Source organism: Microbacterium sp. SCN 71-21 (genome assembly GCF_001725695.1).
Taxonomy (GTDB): Bacteria; Actinomycetota; Actinomycetes; order Actinomycetales; family Microbacteriaceae; genus Microbacterium; species Microbacterium ginsengisoli.
In genome coordinates, this window is record NZ_MEGA01000023.1 from 27184 (window position 1) to 41611 (window position 14428).

General features: G+C 70.6%; 18 protein-coding genes, 1 tRNA gene and 1 pseudogene. 8 read left to right on the plus strand and 12 right to left on the minus strand.

The features are described 5' to 3' along the window. Positions 1 to 487 precede the first annotated feature (487 nt). On the minus strand, positions 488 to 1531 hold the full coding sequence (locus tag ABT08_RS05065; RefSeq protein ID WP_048809187.1) for a nucleoside hydrolase: 1044 nt from the start codon (positions 1529 to 1531) through the stop codon (positions 488 to 490). A 140-nt stretch (positions 1532 to 1671) separates the two neighbouring features. Between ABT08_RS05065 and ABT08_RS05070 the strand changes: the two genes are divergently transcribed. Continuing rightward, complete coding sequence (locus tag ABT08_RS05070; protein WP_045247167.1) at positions 1672 to 2130, plus strand: MarR family winged helix-turn-helix transcriptional regulator; 459 nt, start codon at positions 1672 to 1674, stop codon at positions 2128 to 2130. Between the two features lie 72 nt (positions 2131 to 2202). Here ABT08_RS05070 and ABT08_RS05075 read toward each other — a convergent pair whose 3' ends face one another. Further along, positions 2203 to 3696: an L-serine ammonia-lyase, iron-sulfur-dependent, subunit alpha gene (locus ABT08_RS05075; RefSeq protein ID WP_288114146.1), complete on the minus strand. Its 1494-nt coding sequence runs from the start codon at positions 3694 to 3696 to the stop codon at positions 2203 to 2205. Positions 3697 to 3992: 296 nt separating this feature from the next. Here ABT08_RS05075 and ABT08_RS05080 point away from each other — a divergent pair, with 296 nt between their 5' ends. Continuing rightward, the gene (locus ABT08_RS05080) at positions 3993 to 5153 is read left to right on the plus strand and encodes a geranylgeranyl reductase family protein (RefSeq protein WP_288114147.1); all 1161 of its coding nucleotides are present in this window, start codon (positions 3993 to 3995) and stop codon (positions 5151 to 5153) included. A 32-nt stretch (positions 5154 to 5185) separates the two neighbouring features. Here the strand turns inward: ABT08_RS05080 and ABT08_RS05085 are convergent, their stop codons facing one another. Beyond that, complete coding sequence (locus tag ABT08_RS05085; protein WP_235557398.1) at positions 5186 to 5647, minus strand: winged helix-turn-helix transcriptional regulator; 462 nt, start codon at positions 5645 to 5647, stop codon at positions 5186 to 5188. Between the two features lie 52 nt (positions 5648 to 5699). On the opposite strand from ABT08_RS05085, the gene ABT08_RS05090 reads away from it, so the two are divergent. Next, on the plus strand, positions 5700 to 6401 hold the full coding sequence (locus tag ABT08_RS05090) for an SDR family oxidoreductase (RefSeq protein WP_056519027.1): 702 nt from the start codon (positions 5700 to 5702) through the stop codon (positions 6399 to 6401). A gap of 3 nt (positions 6402 to 6404) precedes the next feature. On the opposite strand, the gene ABT08_RS05095 is transcribed toward ABT08_RS05090, so the two are convergent. After that, positions 6405 to 6824, minus strand: a complete 420-nt coding sequence (locus tag ABT08_RS05095; RefSeq protein ID WP_288114148.1) for a hypothetical protein — start codon at positions 6822 to 6824, stop codon at positions 6405 to 6407. 115 nt (positions 6825 to 6939) lie between these two features. On the opposite strand from ABT08_RS05095, the gene nrdI reads away from it, so the two are divergent. Next, positions 6940 to 7368 (plus strand): class Ib ribonucleoside-diphosphate reductase assembly flavoprotein NrdI, encoded by a 429-nt coding sequence (gene nrdI, locus ABT08_RS05100; protein WP_273204472.1) that lies wholly within the window; start codon positions 6940 to 6942, stop codon positions 7366 to 7368. Between the two features lie 4 nt (positions 7369 to 7372). Here nrdI and ABT08_RS05105 read toward each other — a convergent pair whose 3' ends face one another. The 3 genes from ABT08_RS05105 to ABT08_RS05115 all read right to left on the minus strand — a co-directional run bounded on the left by ABT08_RS05105 (position 7373) and on the right by ABT08_RS05115 (position 8609). Beyond that, positions 7373 to 7909 (minus strand): TetR/AcrR family transcriptional regulator, encoded by a 537-nt coding sequence (locus tag ABT08_RS05105; RefSeq protein WP_288114150.1) that lies wholly within the window; start codon positions 7907 to 7909, stop codon positions 7373 to 7375. Between the two features lie 17 nt (positions 7910 to 7926). After that, positions 7927 to 8361, minus strand: coding sequence for a tautomerase family protein (locus ABT08_RS05110; RefSeq protein WP_273204468.1), 435 nt, complete (start codon positions 8359 to 8361; stop codon positions 7927 to 7929). Between the two features lie 71 nt (positions 8362 to 8432). Continuing rightward, complete coding sequence (locus ABT08_RS05115; RefSeq protein WP_048809182.1) at positions 8433 to 8609, minus strand: hypothetical protein; 177 nt, start codon at positions 8607 to 8609, stop codon at positions 8433 to 8435. Between the two features lie 80 nt (positions 8610 to 8689). Here ABT08_RS05115 and ABT08_RS05120 point away from each other — a divergent pair, with 80 nt between their 5' ends. Continuing rightward, a complete protein-coding gene (locus ABT08_RS05120; protein ID WP_200930884.1) occupies positions 8690 to 8830 on the plus strand; it encodes a hypothetical protein in 141 nt (46 codons plus the stop codon). Positions 8831 to 8893: 63 nt separating this feature from the next. Here ABT08_RS05120 and ABT08_RS05125 read toward each other — a convergent pair. The 3 genes from ABT08_RS05125 to ABT08_RS05135 form a co-directional block, all read right to left on the minus strand. Further along, positions 8894 to 8966, minus strand: a tRNA-Arg gene (locus tag ABT08_RS05125). Positions 8967 to 9064: 98 nt separating this feature from the next. Next, entirely contained in the window at positions 9065 to 9751 is a 687-nt protein-coding gene (locus ABT08_RS05130) for a hypothetical protein (protein WP_048809181.1), read from the minus strand. A 62-nt stretch (positions 9752 to 9813) separates the two neighbouring features. Further along, positions 9814 to 10254, minus strand: a complete 441-nt coding sequence (locus ABT08_RS05135; protein WP_353743277.1) for a YdeI/OmpD-associated family protein — start codon at positions 10252 to 10254, stop codon at positions 9814 to 9816. 139 nt (positions 10255 to 10393) lie between these two features. Here ABT08_RS05135 and ABT08_RS05140 point away from each other — a divergent pair, with 139 nt between their 5' ends. Beyond that, positions 10394 to 10591, plus strand: coding sequence for a hypothetical protein (locus tag ABT08_RS05140; RefSeq protein ID WP_045247156.1), 198 nt, complete (start codon positions 10394 to 10396; stop codon positions 10589 to 10591). Positions 10592 to 10681: 90 nt separating this feature from the next. Here the strand turns inward: ABT08_RS05140 and ABT08_RS05145 are convergent, their stop codons facing one another. Further along, the gene (locus tag ABT08_RS05145; protein WP_288114152.1) at positions 10682 to 11845 is read right to left on the minus strand and encodes a cystathionine gamma-synthase; all 1164 of its coding nucleotides are present in this window, start codon (positions 11843 to 11845) and stop codon (positions 10682 to 10684) included. Then, the gene (locus ABT08_RS05150) at positions 11842 to 12813 is read right to left on the minus strand and encodes a pyridoxal-phosphate dependent enzyme (protein ID WP_235557399.1); all 972 of its coding nucleotides are present in this window, start codon (positions 12811 to 12813) and stop codon (positions 11842 to 11844) included. Before ABT08_RS05150 ends, ABT08_RS05145 begins: the two co-directional genes overlap by 4 nt. 281 nt (positions 12814 to 13094) lie before the next feature. On the opposite strand from ABT08_RS05150, the gene ABT08_RS05155 reads away from it, so the two are divergent. Then, positions 13095 to 14144, plus strand: a complete 1050-nt coding sequence (locus tag ABT08_RS05155) for an iron ABC transporter substrate-binding protein (protein WP_056208044.1) — start codon at positions 13095 to 13097, stop codon at positions 14142 to 14144. A gap of 82 nt (positions 14145 to 14226) precedes the next feature. Next, positions 14227 to 14428, plus strand: a pseudogene (locus ABT08_RS05160) (iron ABC transporter permease); the annotation flags it as partial.

The window sequence follows — 14428 nt, forward strand, 5'->3', positions numbered from 1 at the left end:
GTGAGATTTCTACAACTGGAGTGAGAACCGACAGAAACCTATGAATCACAGAAAGGTAACGAGAAGGGCTTCCCTTCCGTTACCTCGCCGTTATAGAGTGCTCGCACGGTAGTTGTTTTGCTGTGGCAGCTACCGGCATGTGATTGCAGGACACTCTTGGTGCAAAAGGGACAAGGGCCGGTCGGGATCCCCGACCGGCCCTACTTTTTCGCCCGGATGCCCCCACCCGTCGCGCCCGCCAGGGGTTGCTGATCGCGGCATCCGACGCCGCTATGTCTTTCCACAGAACAGCCGGATTCGGGTGCACTCCGTTACCGCGTCGTTATACCGTGAGGACAGGTCGCCGTTGTGCTGTGGCGGCGGCCACATGTGATTGCAACACTCCTGGTGCAAGGGACACTGGGCCGGTCGAACCCCCATCGACCGGCCCTTTCCTTTTGCCCGGAAAGGGCCGGGGCCGCGCGTCTCGCGCCGGCCAGCTGACCGCTCAGCGCGACGTGAGGATCGCCGTCAGTGCGCGGAAGAACGCCTTTCCATGCACCCGCTCGATCGCCGTGGCATTCGGGGCATCCGATCGCCAGTCGAAGACGGTCGCCCCGCGGGTGAGCTCGCCACGCAGCTCGACGCCCACGCGGTAGGGGCGCTCGACCTCGACGAGCGAGGGGTCGAGCGCGACGAGCACCGAGAGTGAGTCCGGATGCGTCGACCCGCCGATGCCCGCCGCCGAATCGAAGGCGAACGTCGCCTTGTTGGCCTGCACGAAGAACGCCGACAGGCGGGTGCCGAGGGCCTCGATCTCTGCGATTCGGCCGGCGTCGAACACCGTGTCGCGGATGGTCGTCGGGTCCCACGGCACGAACCGCAGGCTCGGGAATCCGGCTCCGACGACGATCGCCGCCGCCTCCGGATCGACGTAGATGTTGTACTCGGCGGCCGGCGTGATGTTGCCACGGCCGTTGATCGAGCCGCCCATGACGACGATCTCGCGCACGCGGGAGGCGAACTCCTCGTCGCGACGCACAGCGAGCGCGATGTTGGTGAGCGGTCCGATCGCGACGATGACGAGCTCGCCCGCGTACGCCCGGGAGAGTCGTAGCAGCGCGTCGACGGCGTGCTCCGAATCGACCTCGGTCGTGCCGGTGCGCCGCTGACCTCCGACGCCGTCTTCGCCGTGCACGTCGGTTGCGCTCACCCAGTCGGCCACGAGTGGGCGGGCGGCGCCGACGTGTACCGGCACGTCGCCGTCGCGCCCGGCGAGCTCGAGCGTGAGCAGTGCGTTCTCGGTCTGCTGCGCGAACCCGACGTTGCCTGCCACGATCGTGACCGCCTTCAGGTCGGCACGCTCATGCAGCGCCGCGGCCAGCAGCGCGAAGCAGTCATCGGCCGCCGTGTCGGTGTCGACGACGAGCGGGATGCGCCCGGACCTCGGGCGCGGCCCACCAGACCGACGGGCGGACGGCTGCGCCGGGGCGCCGGGACGCGCGGGGAGCGAGCCGGAGATGAGAGCTTGGAACAGCGGCGAATCACTCACCGACGTGACCTCCTGCCGGGTGGGTTGCGGGCGTCCACGGCATGGGGGCGGAGCGGCGGCTGCGGCATCCGACCCACTCGATCAAGCCTAGATCGCCTCCCGGTGCGCCACCGACCACCTGGGGACCGTACGCTATGCCCATGACCGATCGCCGTCTCGCCATCGACGCCTGGGAGAGCCTCTTCCGCGCGCAGCACGAGATCTTCGGCGAGATCTCCGGCGACTTCGTCGACGCCCCGCTCGAGCAGGACGAATACGACGTCCTGCTGACGGTCGTGCGGGCCCCCGAGATGACCGCCCGGCTGCGCGACGTCACCCGCAACCTGCTCATCAGCCAGCCGAGCGTGTCGCGCCTGGTCGATCGCATGGTCACCCGCGGGCTCGTCACCAAGTGCCCGGACCCCGAGGACGGCCGCGGCTCGCTCGTGCGCGCGACGGCGCAGGGGGCGCGGGCGTTCCGCAGCCTCGGTGCGCAGCACGCGCGCACCATCGTCGACCGCATGTCGACCCTCGACGACGCCGAGCTGCAGGCGCTGCTCGCCCTCACGACGAAACTGCGCGAGCCGGCCTGCCCGACCGAGCTCGGCGAGACCGCCTGACCGGCGGCCGCCTCCGTCTGCACGACGCGCGTCCGTCCGACCGGAGCCGCACCCGCCCGACCCGAGCCTGCGTCAGCACTCGATGACGTTGACGGCGAGTCCGCCCTCGCTCGTCTCCTTGTACTTCGTCGACATGTCGATGCCGGTCTGCCGCATCGTCTCGACCACCTGGTCGAGGGACACGAAATGCGAGCCGTCGCCGCGCAAAGCGAGGCGGGCGGCGGTGACGGCGGTGGATGCCGCGATCGCATTGCGTTCGATGCACGGGATCTGCACGAGACCCCCGACCGGGTCGCACGTGAGGCCCAGATGGTGCTCCATGGCGATCTCGGCGGCGTTCTCGATCTGCCGGTTGGTGCCGCCCATCACGGCGGTGAGCCCGCCCGCTGCCATGGCGCACGCCGAGCCGACCTCGGCCTGGCAGCCACCCTCGGCTCCCGAGATCGAGGCGTTGGCCTTGAAGAGCGACCCGAGTGCTGTGGCGGTGAGCAGAAAACGACGGATGCCGCGGCGACGGTTCGCCTCGGCGACCACCGCGTCGTCAGCCGCCTCGGGAAGAGCGTGCGCGGCCTCGCCGGTGAAGCCGAGCAGCGCACTGCCGACCAGCTCGCCGTACGGCGTGACGGCGTTCCCCTGCCCGAGCCCGGAATCGGCGAGGAAGCGCCACCAGTACATCGCGACGGCGGGGACGATGCCCGCGGCGCCGTTGGTCGGTGCCGTGACGACGCGCCCGCCGGCGGCGTTCTCCTCGTTGACGGCGAGCGCGAAGGCGCCCAGCCACTCCCCCGGCAGCTCCCGGTGGCCGTCGGCCTCGGCGGCCTCGAGTTGCGATCTGATCGCGTCGGCGCGCCGGGCGACCCGCAGCATCCCGGGCAGCGTGCCGGTCGCGTGGAGACCCGCGTCGACGCACGCCGACATGGCGTCCCAGATGCGGTCGAGCCCCGCCGCCACCTCGGCCTCGCCGCGCAGCGCCTCCTCGTTGCGGCGGGCGAGTTCGGCGATCGTGAGGCCGTGCTCGTCGCAGAGCGCGAGCAGGGTCGCCGCGTCGCCGTAGGAGAACGGGAGCGCCGCCGGGGAGACCGCGGCATCCTCGCCCTCGCGTCGGATGAAACCGCCTCCCACCGAGTAATACGTGTCTGCGGCGATCGTGACACCGGCATCGCCGGAGGCGACGAGCGTCATCGCGTTCGGGTGCCCGGGGAGCCGTGTGCGCGGCGCGAAGGCGATGTCGGATGCCGCGAACGGCACGGGGTGGTGCCCGGCGAGCCGCAGCGGCTCACCCTCGGGGTACCGGCTCCACGCGTCGCGCACATCGGCGGGATCGACCGTCTCGGGGGCGAACCCGCGCAGCCCCGCGATGACAGCGTCGGGCGTGCCGTGACCGATGCCCGTCGCGCCGAGCGACCCGTAGAGCGTCACCGTCACCCGGCGCACCGCGGCGAGCCGGCCCGTGGCATCCAGCCGCAGCACGAAGTCGCGGGCGGCCCGCATCGGACCGACGGTGTGGGAGCTCGAGGGACCGATCCCGATCGAGAACAGCTCGAACGCCGAGACATAGGCACCCATGCGTTCGACCCTACGCCGGGGGTGCGGATTCTACTCCTCGACCCGCCTCCGGCGAGGGCCCTGGCACGAGCTCACGGCTGCGACGCAGACTGTCGGCATAGTTGGTATCGCCGTTCTCATTCTCCTCATCGGCCTCGTGCTGCTGCTCCTCGGTGTGTTCGTGAAGGCGGTCGGCTTCCTGCTGTGGCTCGGCGTGGTGCTGATCGTCATCGCGATCATCGCCGCACTCATCCGCTTCATCCGACGGCAGGTCTGATCCGCATCGCGCACCGAATCGGGTGCGCGAGAATGCCGGAGTGACCGCGGCATCCGATGACATCGTCTGGGACGTCATCGTCGTCGGTGCCGGCCCCGCAGGCTCGTCGGCTGCCCGATGCGCGGCGGCCGGCGGCGCGAGCACCCTGCTCGTCGATCGGGCGACGTTCCCGCGCTACAAGACCTGCGGCGGCGGTCTGCTCGGGGTGAGTCGGCGTTTCCTGCCGCCCGAGGGAGTGGCCGCGATCGAGGCCGAGGTGGGCCGAGTCGTCTTCACGCACGACGGCGCGCGCCCGGTCGAGATCCGCCGCGACGAGCCGTTCCTCACGATGGCGCGGCGCGAGCGTCTCGACGCGGCGCTCGTCACCGCCGCGCAGCGCGCGGGGGCCGTGTTCCGCGAGGGCGTCGCCGTGCAGCGGGTGGGGGCGGCATCCGATGATCTCGTGGCGGTCGAGACGAGCGCGGGCGTGTTGCGGGCGCGGGTCGTGATCGGCGCGGACGGCGTCGGCGGACGGATCGCCCGCCACGTCGGAGTGACCCCCGCGCGCGTCGACCTCGGACTCGAGGACGAGCGGGAGCGCGGCCGGGCGCCGCGCGACGCGGTGCGCATCGATTGGGGTCCGGGCGCGGGCAGCTACGGCTGGCTCTTCCCGAAGGGCGAGGTCGATGAGGTGGGTGTGATCGAGGCGCGCGGGCGACCCGATCAGACACGCGCCTACCTGGCCGCGTGGCTGCGCGAGACCGAGACGACGGATGCCGCGCCCCGCCACTCGAGCGGGCATCTCACGCAGTGGCGCACGGCGTCCTCGCCGTTGCGCCGCGGGGGCGTGCTCGTCGCCGGTGATGCGGCGGGCCTGCTCGAACCGTGGACGCGGGAGGGCATCTCCTTCGCGCTGCGGTCGGGTACCTGGGCGGGCGAGGCGGCGGCGCGAGCGGCGGCGGGCGACCCGGCCGCATTGGACGGGTACGTCGCGCGGGTCGAACAGGAGCTGCAGCCCGAGATCCGCACCGGCGCGCAGTTGCTCGCGGTCTTCGAGCGGCATCCGCGTCTCGTGCACGCCGCCCTCGGCCGGTCGCGGCGAGCCCGGCGCGCATTCGTCGAGTTCTGCGCGGGTGAGACGCCGCTCTCCGCGTATGCGACGCGCTGGTGGTTCCGTCTGGCGGTGGGCCTCCTCGGGCGGGGCGGATCGGCGACGGTCTGACGCGAACCGGGACCCGCTGCGCTGCCGCGGGATCAGGTGACGAGCGCCCCCGGCCCCGGGACGACCGCGACCTGCTCGCGATCGACCGCACGCCCGTGTGCATCGACGAAGGCGATGCGGACGTCACCTCCATCGCGGGCGTCGACGTAGCGCGTGGCGGGTCCCCACGGCGACGCGACATGGACGTCTCCCCACTGGCTGAGCGCGCCGAGCACCGGCAGCAGGGCGGCGCCGGCGGCGGTGAGTGTGTACTCGTCGCGCTGCCGCGCGCCCTCGTCGCGGTACGCGCGGCGCTCGATCACTCCGAGATCGACGAGCTTCGACAGCCGATCGGAGAGCACATCGGGTGCCACCTCGAGCCGCGAACGGATGTCGGCGAACCGGGTCACACCGAGGGCGATGTCGCGCACGACGAGCAGCGCCCACTTCTCGCCGAGCACGACGAGGGTGCGGGCGATCGAGCAGCGTTCGTTGACGGGAGAGGGCGGCTTCACGCGTCCATCCTATCTGAGTTGGTATTTCCAATCTAGGTGGTACGCTCTCGACATGACCTCACTCGTGGATGCCACCCTGCTCATCACCGGCGCGAACGGCGGGCTCGGCTCGCACTTCGCCCGCATCGCCCTCGAACGCGGCGCGCGCCGTGTCTACGCGACCGCACGATCGCCGCGCGAGGCGACCGACTCCCGGATCGTTCCGCTCGCCCTCGACGTGACCTCCTCGGCGTCGGTCCGCGCCGCCGCACAGGCCGCGGCCGACACCACCATCGTCGTGAAAAACGCCGGCATCGCGGGCGGGAACTCGCTGCTGTCGACCGACCTCGACGAGGTGCGGCGGGTCTTCGACACGAACGTGTTCGGCGCGCTGAGCGTGGCACAGGCCTTCGCCCCCGTGCTCGCCCGCAACGGTGGTGGCGCGCTCATCGACGTGCACTCGGCGCTGAGCTGGTTGGCCCGCGCCGGCGCCTACTCGGCGAGCAAGGCCGCGCTCTGGTCGATCACCAACTCGCTGCGCCTCGAGCTGCAGGCGCAGGGCACGCAGGTGCTCGGCGCCCACCTCGGTTACGCCGACACCCCGATGACCGAGGGCCTCGATGTCGCGAAGGCCGACCCGGCCGACATAGTGGCGGCGATCTACGACGCCCTCGAGTCGGGTGAGCACGAGGTGCTGGCCGACGCGGTGAGCGTCACCGTGAAGGCGGCCGTCTCTCAGCCGCTTCCGGTGCTGTACCCCGAGCTCGCGCGCTGACGATCAGCCCGGGAGCGTCACGGCGACCGGCTCGAAGCTGAACGGGCCGGGGCACGACCCGAACACGGGCGCCTCGGCCTTGTGGCCGATCGTGAATGTCTGATCGATGAGCACCGAGCCGGCGTCGGTGACGCGCACCGTGATGAGCGACGTGTCGCCCGCGGGAGGGGTGGCGTACGGCGCCTGCTGGGGCACCTCGACCCGCGTGCGTTCGACGATCGTGAGGGCCGAAGGCGCGCATCCGGCGCCGAAGCAGGCCGCCAGGCTCGCCGACGCCGGCAGCGCGGGGGTGAACTCGAGCACCCCCGGACCGCTGTAGACGTAGCCGATCGCGGGGCAGGCAGTCGGGCCGACGGCACACCCCGGGGTGAGCACGGCGACAGCGAGCGCCACAGCACCCGCACCCGCCCACCTGCCTCTCATGCCGCCGAGGCTAGCGGGGCCGAGTGACCCGGGGCTGAACCGATGCCCGATCGAGACGAACATTCTCACGGTGCGCGTGGGCGCGGAGCCGCGGCATCCGGAGCACACTGACGGCATGCACCAGACGCCGGTGTACTACTACTCGTCCACCTCGAACCTCACCCGCCGGTTCGCCGAGCACCTGACCGCGAACGACGGCAGGCCCGTGCGCGACCTCGCCGACGCCGAGGTGCGACAGAGCGAAGCGGATGCCCCGTGGGTGCTGCTCACGCCCTCATACAAGGCCGGCAACGACGATCAGGTGACGCTGCCCGCGGCGGTGCGGGCGTTCCTTCGGTCCGCCGTCACCCGGCGGAATCTCGTCGGCATCATCGGCTCGGGCAATCGCAACTTCGGTCGGTACTACCAGGCGGCTGCGCGTGAACTCGCGGAGCTGTCCGGGCGCCCCATCCTGTTCGAGTTCGAGCTCTCGGGTACCCCCGAAGACGTGACTCGATGCGCGGAGATCCTCGGGGAGCTCGACCGGGCGCTCGCCACCGGGTGACCCCTCAATCGCGCACGAGGGTTGCGGCGTCGGAGGTCAGGCGGGCGGCGACCGCATCGAAGGGCGCGAGCGAGCGCTGAGCCCGAGCGATCGCCACGGCGCCCTCGATCGCAGCGAGCAGTGTCGTCGCGAACGAGGCGGCGGCTGCGGCATCCACCCCTGTTGCGGCGAGCCGGGCGGCGAGGGCGTCGATCCATCCGCCGAAGAGGGTGCCGGCCGTGTCGCGCAGCGGCCCGTCGGTTGACGCAGTCACGGCGAGCAGGGAGCATCCGACGGCGAAGTCTGTCGCGACGAGCGTGCGCCGCCAGACGGCGATGAAGGATGCCGCGACCTCGGCGGGCGTCTCCCCGGCGAACCCGTCGACCAACCCGATGACCCGGTCGGCCTGCCGGCGCACCGCCAGCTCGACCAGCTCGTCCTTGCCGCCCGGGAAGTGGTGATAGATCGACCCGCGGGGTGCGCCCGAGGCGGCGATGACGTCGCTGAACGAGGTGGCCTGATAGCCGCGCTCAGCCAGCAGCCGCGCCGCGGTGTCGGCCATCTGCTCCCGCGCGCCGCTCAGGACTCGCCCCGCAGCGACGCGATCTCGGCGCGCGCGGCGCCGACGATTTCGGCGTTCGTGTGCGCGTGACCCCACAGGCCCCAGCCGCCCTCGGGGGCCTCGGTGAGCAGCACCCAGGTGCGCTCGCGCCAGCTCGGGTCGCCCGCGGCGTCTGCCACGAGATCGGTGAGCGCGCTCACGACGACGAGCTGCTTGTCGCGGTCGAGTGCACCGGCGTTGGTCAGCACCTGCACGCGCACGTGATCGCTCGATCCGTCGACATCGGACAGTGCCGCGGCGGGAAGCTCATGAACGAACGCGGCGGTGTTCGCCCGGAACATCGGGATGTCGGGCACCTGCTCGACGTCCTTCACGGCGGCGGCGGCACGCTGGGCGAGGGAATGCACGTCGGCGATGAGTCCGGCCGGAGCGTAGATGTCGATCATGGGCATGGGGAGCCTCCGAGGTCGCGAAGTATGATGCTCGTCATACTATGACGGCCGTCATACACCCCGCAACCGCGTCACTGCGTGAAGAGGTTGCGCAGCAGGGTCAGGTAGACGATCGCGAACACCGCGACGATGCCGACGTTGACGGCGAGGCGCCACCAGAGGTGGTCACGCAAGAACGCCACGTCGAGCCCGACGATGAGCCCACCCATCACGAGCAGGTAAATGACGACGAACACGGTGTGCTTCATGGTGGCCTCCGGATCGGATGTCTCGGCACCATCCTGCCCCCACTCGCGCCCGCCCGCTCCACCCTCCCTAGGCTGGGCTCATGACTTCGGATGCTCCGGATCCGCGCGCGTGCCCGACGTGCGGCGATCCCCTGCGGTTCGAGATCCTCGACGACGAACGCTTCCTCGTCGCATGGTCGTGCGTGAACTGCGGACTGATCCGCACGACCGAGCCGGTCTGAGACCCCGCAGACGCGAAACGGCCCGCCGAAGCGGGCCGTTTCACTTACTGTCTCAACACAGTGTGCGCCCGAAGGGACTCGAACCCCTAACCTTCTGATCCGTAGTCAGATGCTCTATCCATTGAGCTACGGGCGCATGTTCTCGCGGCCATTTCGGCGCGCGGGCACCAGGAGAGCATACCCCAGGACGTGCTCCCGGAACGAATCGTGGATGCCGCGGCCCGCGGCATCCCCTCACTCGTCGAGTTCGCTCAGGTCGATGCCCGATGCCTTCGGCGCGGCACCCGAGACGATCTCACCGCCGGGAAGCGCCTCAGGCTCCCCGTCGACGAGCCGCTTGCGGTGAGCGGCGAGCTTCGGCAGGTCGACGAGCTTGAGGCTCATCATGCGCGCCTTGCGCATCTTCTCGTAGTCGGGCTCGAGGTCGGGGCGCGCCGCCTCGATGCGCAGCCGCCGGTCGATGTTGCGCGAGACCTCGCTCCATGCCGCCTCGCGCGCCGCCTCGACGAGCTCGCGCAGCGTCGCCTCGTCGGCGGCACGCTGCTGCAGCTCCTCGGCGATGCGCAGCGACTGCTTACGTCGACGCCGAAGATTCTTGACGTCGCGGCTGCGGTAGTCGTGGGTGCCGTCCGAGAGGCTGAACCGGCGGCTGGCGCGCTTGCGCTCCCGCTCCGCCCGCTTGCCGTCGGCCTCCGCCTCCCGCGCCAGCGCCAGCAGCGCCTCCTGCGCGTCGGGAAGGAACAGCTCGACATCGAAGTCGGCGTCCGACGAGATGAGCGCGACCAGCATGCGGTTCTTCAACGTCAGTCGCGTGGCGGCCGCCGCGATGTAGAGACCTTCGGCGACGACATCCTTCGTCTTGGCGACGCGTGCGGCATCGTTCGGGCTCTCGCCCTCCCGGCTCTTCCAGATCCGCGCCACAACCACTCCTGTGTCGAGGGTATCGCCCGCAGGCCTGTGAGGTCGATGACGGATGCCGCCCCTCACCCCGCGAGCTTGGTGATCACCGCCTCGACACGTCGTGAGCGGGTGTCGGCGGCCTTCGCGGACTCGACGCTCACGACGTGCGCCTTGCGGTGGCTGGGAGCGAGCGCGGCGAACGCGGCGGCGAGCCCGGCGGATGCGAGCGCGGCGGCGAGGTCGGCCGGAACCTCGACGTCGCGAGGCGCGGTATCGAGGGCGGGCTCGACGGTGACCGCGTCGCCCCCACCGATGCCGGTCGCCGCTCGCTTGTCGGAGCTGAACGGCACGAGGAACAGCCCCTGCATCACCCCGACCGTCGAGCGGTACTCGTAGCCGTTGACGCTCACCACGACGGCGGGACGCTTGCCACCTCCGAGCGCCTCGAGCACCGCGGGCGGCACCTCGATGCCGGTGTTGTTGCCGAACTGCGACATGGTCGTCTCGAACCGCTGCGTCATCATGCGCACAGCGTAGGCCCGCCCGGCGACGTCGGGTAAGGGAGTAGCGACCTCGCTGCAGCAGCGCAACCCCCGGCATCCGTCGACGCCGGCCGCGTACCGTCACCGGTGTCCGTACACACTTCACGAAAGGGGTATCGACATGGGACTCATCGATGACGCCAAGGACGTCGCGGAGACCGCCGGCCGCAAGGTCAAGGAGGGCTTCGAGGACGCCAAGGACCGCATCGGCGACAAGGTCGACGAGGTCAAGGCCGACGCGAACGTCAAGAAGGCCGAAGCCGAGAAGGAGCGGGTCGAGAAGCGCAACGAGCTCAAGGAGCAGTTGCGCGGCGAGTGACCGCTCCGCTGAGCCCGTCGCTCAGCGTCGCGCGGCAGGAATGTGTCGAGGCCCCCGGGATGATCTCCCGGGGGCCTCGATGCGTGGGGCTCAGAGGGCGGCGAGCGCCTGCTCGAGGTCGGCCACGAGGTCGTCGACCGACTCGATGCCCACCGACAGCCGCACGACGGACTCCGGCACGGCGAGCTCGGTGCCGCGCACCGAGGCGTGGGTCATCTCGTCGGGGTAGTTGACCAGCGACTCGACGCCGCCGAGCGACTCGGCGAGTGTGAAGAGGCGCGTCGACTCGGCGAAACGGCGGGCGGATGCCCCGTCGCCGAGGTCGAGCGTGACGATGCCGCCGAACGCCGACATCTGTCGCGCGGCGAGCTCGTGTCCCGGGTGCGAGGGAAGGCCGGGGTAGTAGACCCGGGCGACCCTGTCGTGCCCATCGAGCACCTCGGCGATCTGCTGCGCGTTCTCGCTGTGCCGCTGCATGCGCACCGCGAGCGTCTTGATGCCGCGGGTCGTGAGCCACGCGTCGAGCGGCCCCGACACGGCACCGGTGGCGAACTGCAGGAAGCGCGCCTTCTCGGCGAGCGCGTCGTCGGCGATGACGAGTGCACCGCCGATCACGTCAGAGTGCCCGCCGAGGTACTTGGTCGTCGAGTGCACGACGACATCGGCGCCGAGCGCGAGCGGCTGCTGCAAGGCGGGCGAGGCGAAGGTGTTGTCGACGACGACGACCGCGCCGGCCGCGTGGCCGAGGCGCGCGAGCCCGGCGATGTCGGTGACGCGCAGCAGCGGGTTCGATGGGGTCTCGACCCAGACGATCTTCGCCGGACGCTCGGCGAGTGCCGCCTCGACCTGGGCGAGGTCGCTCATGTCGACGACCCGCAGGCCCACCCCCCAGGGCCCGAGGATGCGGGCGATCAGCCGGTAGGTGCCGCCGTAGACGTCGTTGCCGAGAAGCACCTCGTCGCCGGGCTGCAGTGCCGCGCGCAGCAGGGCGTCCTCGGCGGCGAGGCCCGACGCGAACGAGAGACCGTGCACGCCGCCTTCGATCGCCGCGATCTGACGCTCGAGGGCGGTGCGGGTGGGATTGCCGCTGCGGCCGTACTCATAGCCGCCGCGCAGCCCGCCGATGCCGTCCTGCGCGTAAGTCGACGAGAAATGCACGGGCGGGATGACCGCGCCCGTGGTCGGGTCGAACTCCTGCCCGGCGTGCACCGCCAGGCTGTCGAAGCCGCGGGCGGACGAGGCGTGGTCGGTCATGCGTTCACTCCAGTGATCGGGGTCGGGGTCGGGACGTCGTAGCCGTGGGCGCGCATCCAGTCGTCGTCGTACAGCTTCGAGAGGTAGCCGCGGCCGTGGTCGGGCAGGAGCACGACGACCACGGCATGCTCGTCGAGGTCGCGCGCGACGCGCAGCGCACCGACCACCGCCATGCCGCTGGAGCCGCCGACGAGCAGACCCTCCTCGCGGGCGAGGCGCCGCGCCATCGCGAACGACTCCGCGTCGGACACGCGTTCGTAGGCGTCGACGACGGTCGGGTCGAAGGCCTCCGGCCACATGTCCTCGCCGACGCCCTCGACGTCGTAGCCGTGCACGGGGCCGCCGGAGTAGATCGAGCCGACCGGGTCGACGCCGATGATGCGCACTGCGGAGCCCGCGGCATCCCGAAGGAAACGGCCCGTCCCCGTGATGGTGCCCCCGGTGCCGACGCCCGCCACGAAGTGGGTCAGGCGTCCGTCGGTGTCACGCCAGATCTCGGGACCGGTCGAGCGGTAGTGGCTCGCCGGACCGTTCGGGTTCGCGTACTGATTCGGCTTGAAGGCACCCGGGATCTCACGAGCGAGGCGGTCGGACACGGAGTAGTAGGAGGTGGGGTCATCGGGTTCGACGTTCGTCGGCGTGACGACGACGTCGGCGCCGTACGCCCGCAGCACCGCCCGCTTGTCCTCGGCGACCTTGTCGGGCACGACGAACACGCACCGATAGCCACGCTGCTGGGCGACGAGCGCGAGTCCGACGCCGGTGTTGCCCGAGGTCGGCTCGACGATCGTGCCGCCCGGGCGGAGCAGTCCGCCCCGCTCGGCGGCGTCGATGATGGATGCCGCGATGCGGTCCTTGCTCGAGCCGCCCGGGTTGAAGTACTCGACCTTGGCGAGCACGGTGGCACGGATGCCGGCGGTGACGGCGTTCAGACGGACGAGAGGCGTGTTGCCGACGAGGTCGGTCACGCTCGAGGCGTAGCGCACGAGAGATTCCTGGGGGTGGTGTCACGCGGGGGCGTGACGGCTGACGGGGGTCGATGAAGACGACGCGAAGGCGTCGATCAGCGACAACACAGACAGGTCAGCACGCGGCCACCCTACCCCGACCCACCCGGGAGCGCGCAACCCGTGACCGCCCCATCCCGATTCTCACGGCCGTCCGAATGGCGCTGGGCGCGCCGGGGACGTACTATTCACGAGGCCCAAGTCAGGTAAGCCTTACCTCCCATCGACCGAAGGTTCCCGTCATGCCCCGCCGTACCGCACGCCGTCTCGCCGCGGCATCCGCCGTTCTCGCCGTCGCCGTCAGCCTCGCCGCGTGCTCGTCCTCGTCGTCGCCCAGCGCGAGCGCATCCGGCGACATCTCCGGCCAGACCATCACGGTCTACAACGCACAACACGAAGAACTCACCCAGGCATGGGCCGACGCGTTCACGAAGCAGACCGGTGTGAAGGTCGTCCTTCGCAACGGGGACGACTCCGAGCTCGGCAACCAGATCGTGCAAGAGGGCGCCGCATCGCCCGCCGACGTCTTCCTCACGGAGAACTCGCCGGCGATGTCGCTCGTCGAGAAGGCCGGGCTCTTCGCCCCGATCGATGCCTCGACCCTCGACAACGTTCCGGCCGCCTACCGCCCCGCCAGCGGCGACTGGACCGGCATCGCCGCCCGCTCGACGGTGATGGTCTACAATCCGTCGCTCATCTCCGCCGACCAGCTGCCGACGTCGATCATGGACCTCGAGAAGCCGGAGTGGAAGGGCAAGTGGGCGGCATCCCCCACCGGGGCCGACTTCCAGGCGATCGTGTCCGCGATCCTGCAGCAGAAGGGCGTCGATGCGACGACCGCCTGGCTCGACGCGATGAAGCAGAACTCCGTCGCCTACAAGGGCAACTCGACCGTCATGAAGGCCGTCAACTCCGGCCAGGTGCCGCTCGGCATCATCTACCACTACTACTGGTTCATCGATCAGTCGAAGACGAAGGAGAACAGCAACAACACGAAGCTGGCCTACTTCACGAACCAGGACCCGGGCGCCTTCGTCAGCATCTCGGGCGGTGGCGTGCTGAAGTCCAGCACCCACCAGCAGGCAGCACAGGCGTTCATCGCGTTCATCACCTCCGCCGCGGGCCAGCAGGTGCTGCGCGACGGCACCAGCTTCGAGTACGCGATCGGCAGCGGCGTCGCCTCCAACCCGGCGCTGCCGGCGCTCGACACGCTGCAGCCGCCGGCGATCGACCCCTCAACCCTCAACAGCTCGCAGGTCTCCGACCTCATGACCGCGGCGGGGCTGATCTGATCTGACCGCTCTCGCTGCGAGCGCCCCGATCGGCGGCGCGACCCTCCGGCGCCGGGCTCGTCGAGCCCCGGCGCCGCTGGTCGTGCTCACGCTCGTGGTCGCCGCGCTCATGCTCGTGCCCGTCGGCTTCGTCGCCTGGGTCGCGATCGATGAGGGCTGGGCGCAGCTGGCGCCGCTCATCTTCCGGCCGCGGGTCGGCGAGCTGCTGCTGAACACGATCGGCCTGGTCGTGGTGGGGGTTCCGCTGTGCGTGGCCGTCGGGGTGCTCGCCGCATGGGTCGTCG

Bases quoted from the DNA above. Each gene is read 5' to 3' on its own strand.
- ABT08_RS05070 (WP_045247167.1), top strand. From the start codon at position 1,672: ATGACCGATCGCCGTCTCGCCATCGACGCCTGGGAGAGCCTCTTCCGC.
- ABT08_RS05075 (WP_288114146.1), bottom strand. From the start codon at position 3,696: ATGGGTGCCTATGTCTCGGCGTTCGAGCTGTTCTCGATCGGGATCGGT.
- ABT08_RS05090 (WP_056519027.1), top strand. From the start codon at position 5,700: ATGACCTCACTCGTGGATGCCACCCTGCTCATCACCGGCGCGAACGGC.
- ABT08_RS05095 (WP_288114148.1), bottom strand. From the start codon at position 6,824: ATGAGAGGCAGGTGGGCGGGTGCGGGTGCTGTGGCGCTCGCTGTCGCC.
- nrdI (WP_273204472.1), top strand. From the start codon at position 6,940: ATGCACCAGACGCCGGTGTACTACTACTCGTCCACCTCGAACCTCACC.
- ABT08_RS05105 (WP_288114150.1), bottom strand. From the start codon at position 7,909: ATGGCCGACACCGCGGCGCGGCTGCTGGCTGAGCGCGGCTATCAGGCC.
- ABT08_RS05110 (WP_273204468.1), bottom strand. From the start codon at position 8,361: ATGCCCATGATCGACATCTACGCTCCGGCCGGACTCATCGCCGACGTG.
- ABT08_RS05115 (WP_048809182.1), bottom strand. From the start codon at position 8,609: ATGAAGCACACCGTGTTCGTCGTCATTTACCTGCTCGTGATGGGTGGG.
- ABT08_RS05120 (WP_200930884.1), top strand. From the start codon at position 8,690: ATGACTTCGGATGCTCCGGATCCGCGCGCGTGCCCGACGTGCGGCGAT.
- ABT08_RS05135 (WP_353743277.1), bottom strand. From the start codon at position 10,254: ATGATGACGCAGCGGTTCGAGACGACCATGTCGCAGTTCGGCAACAAC.
- ABT08_RS05140 (WP_045247156.1), top strand. From the start codon at position 10,394: ATGGGACTCATCGATGACGCCAAGGACGTCGCGGAGACCGCCGGCCGC.
- ABT08_RS05145 (WP_288114152.1), bottom strand. From the start codon at position 11,845: ATGACCGACCACGCCTCGTCCGCCCGCGGCTTCGACAGCCTGGCGGTG.
- ABT08_RS05155 (WP_056208044.1), top strand. From the start codon at position 13,095: ATGCCCCGCCGTACCGCACGCCGTCTCGCCGCGGCATCCGCCGTTCTC.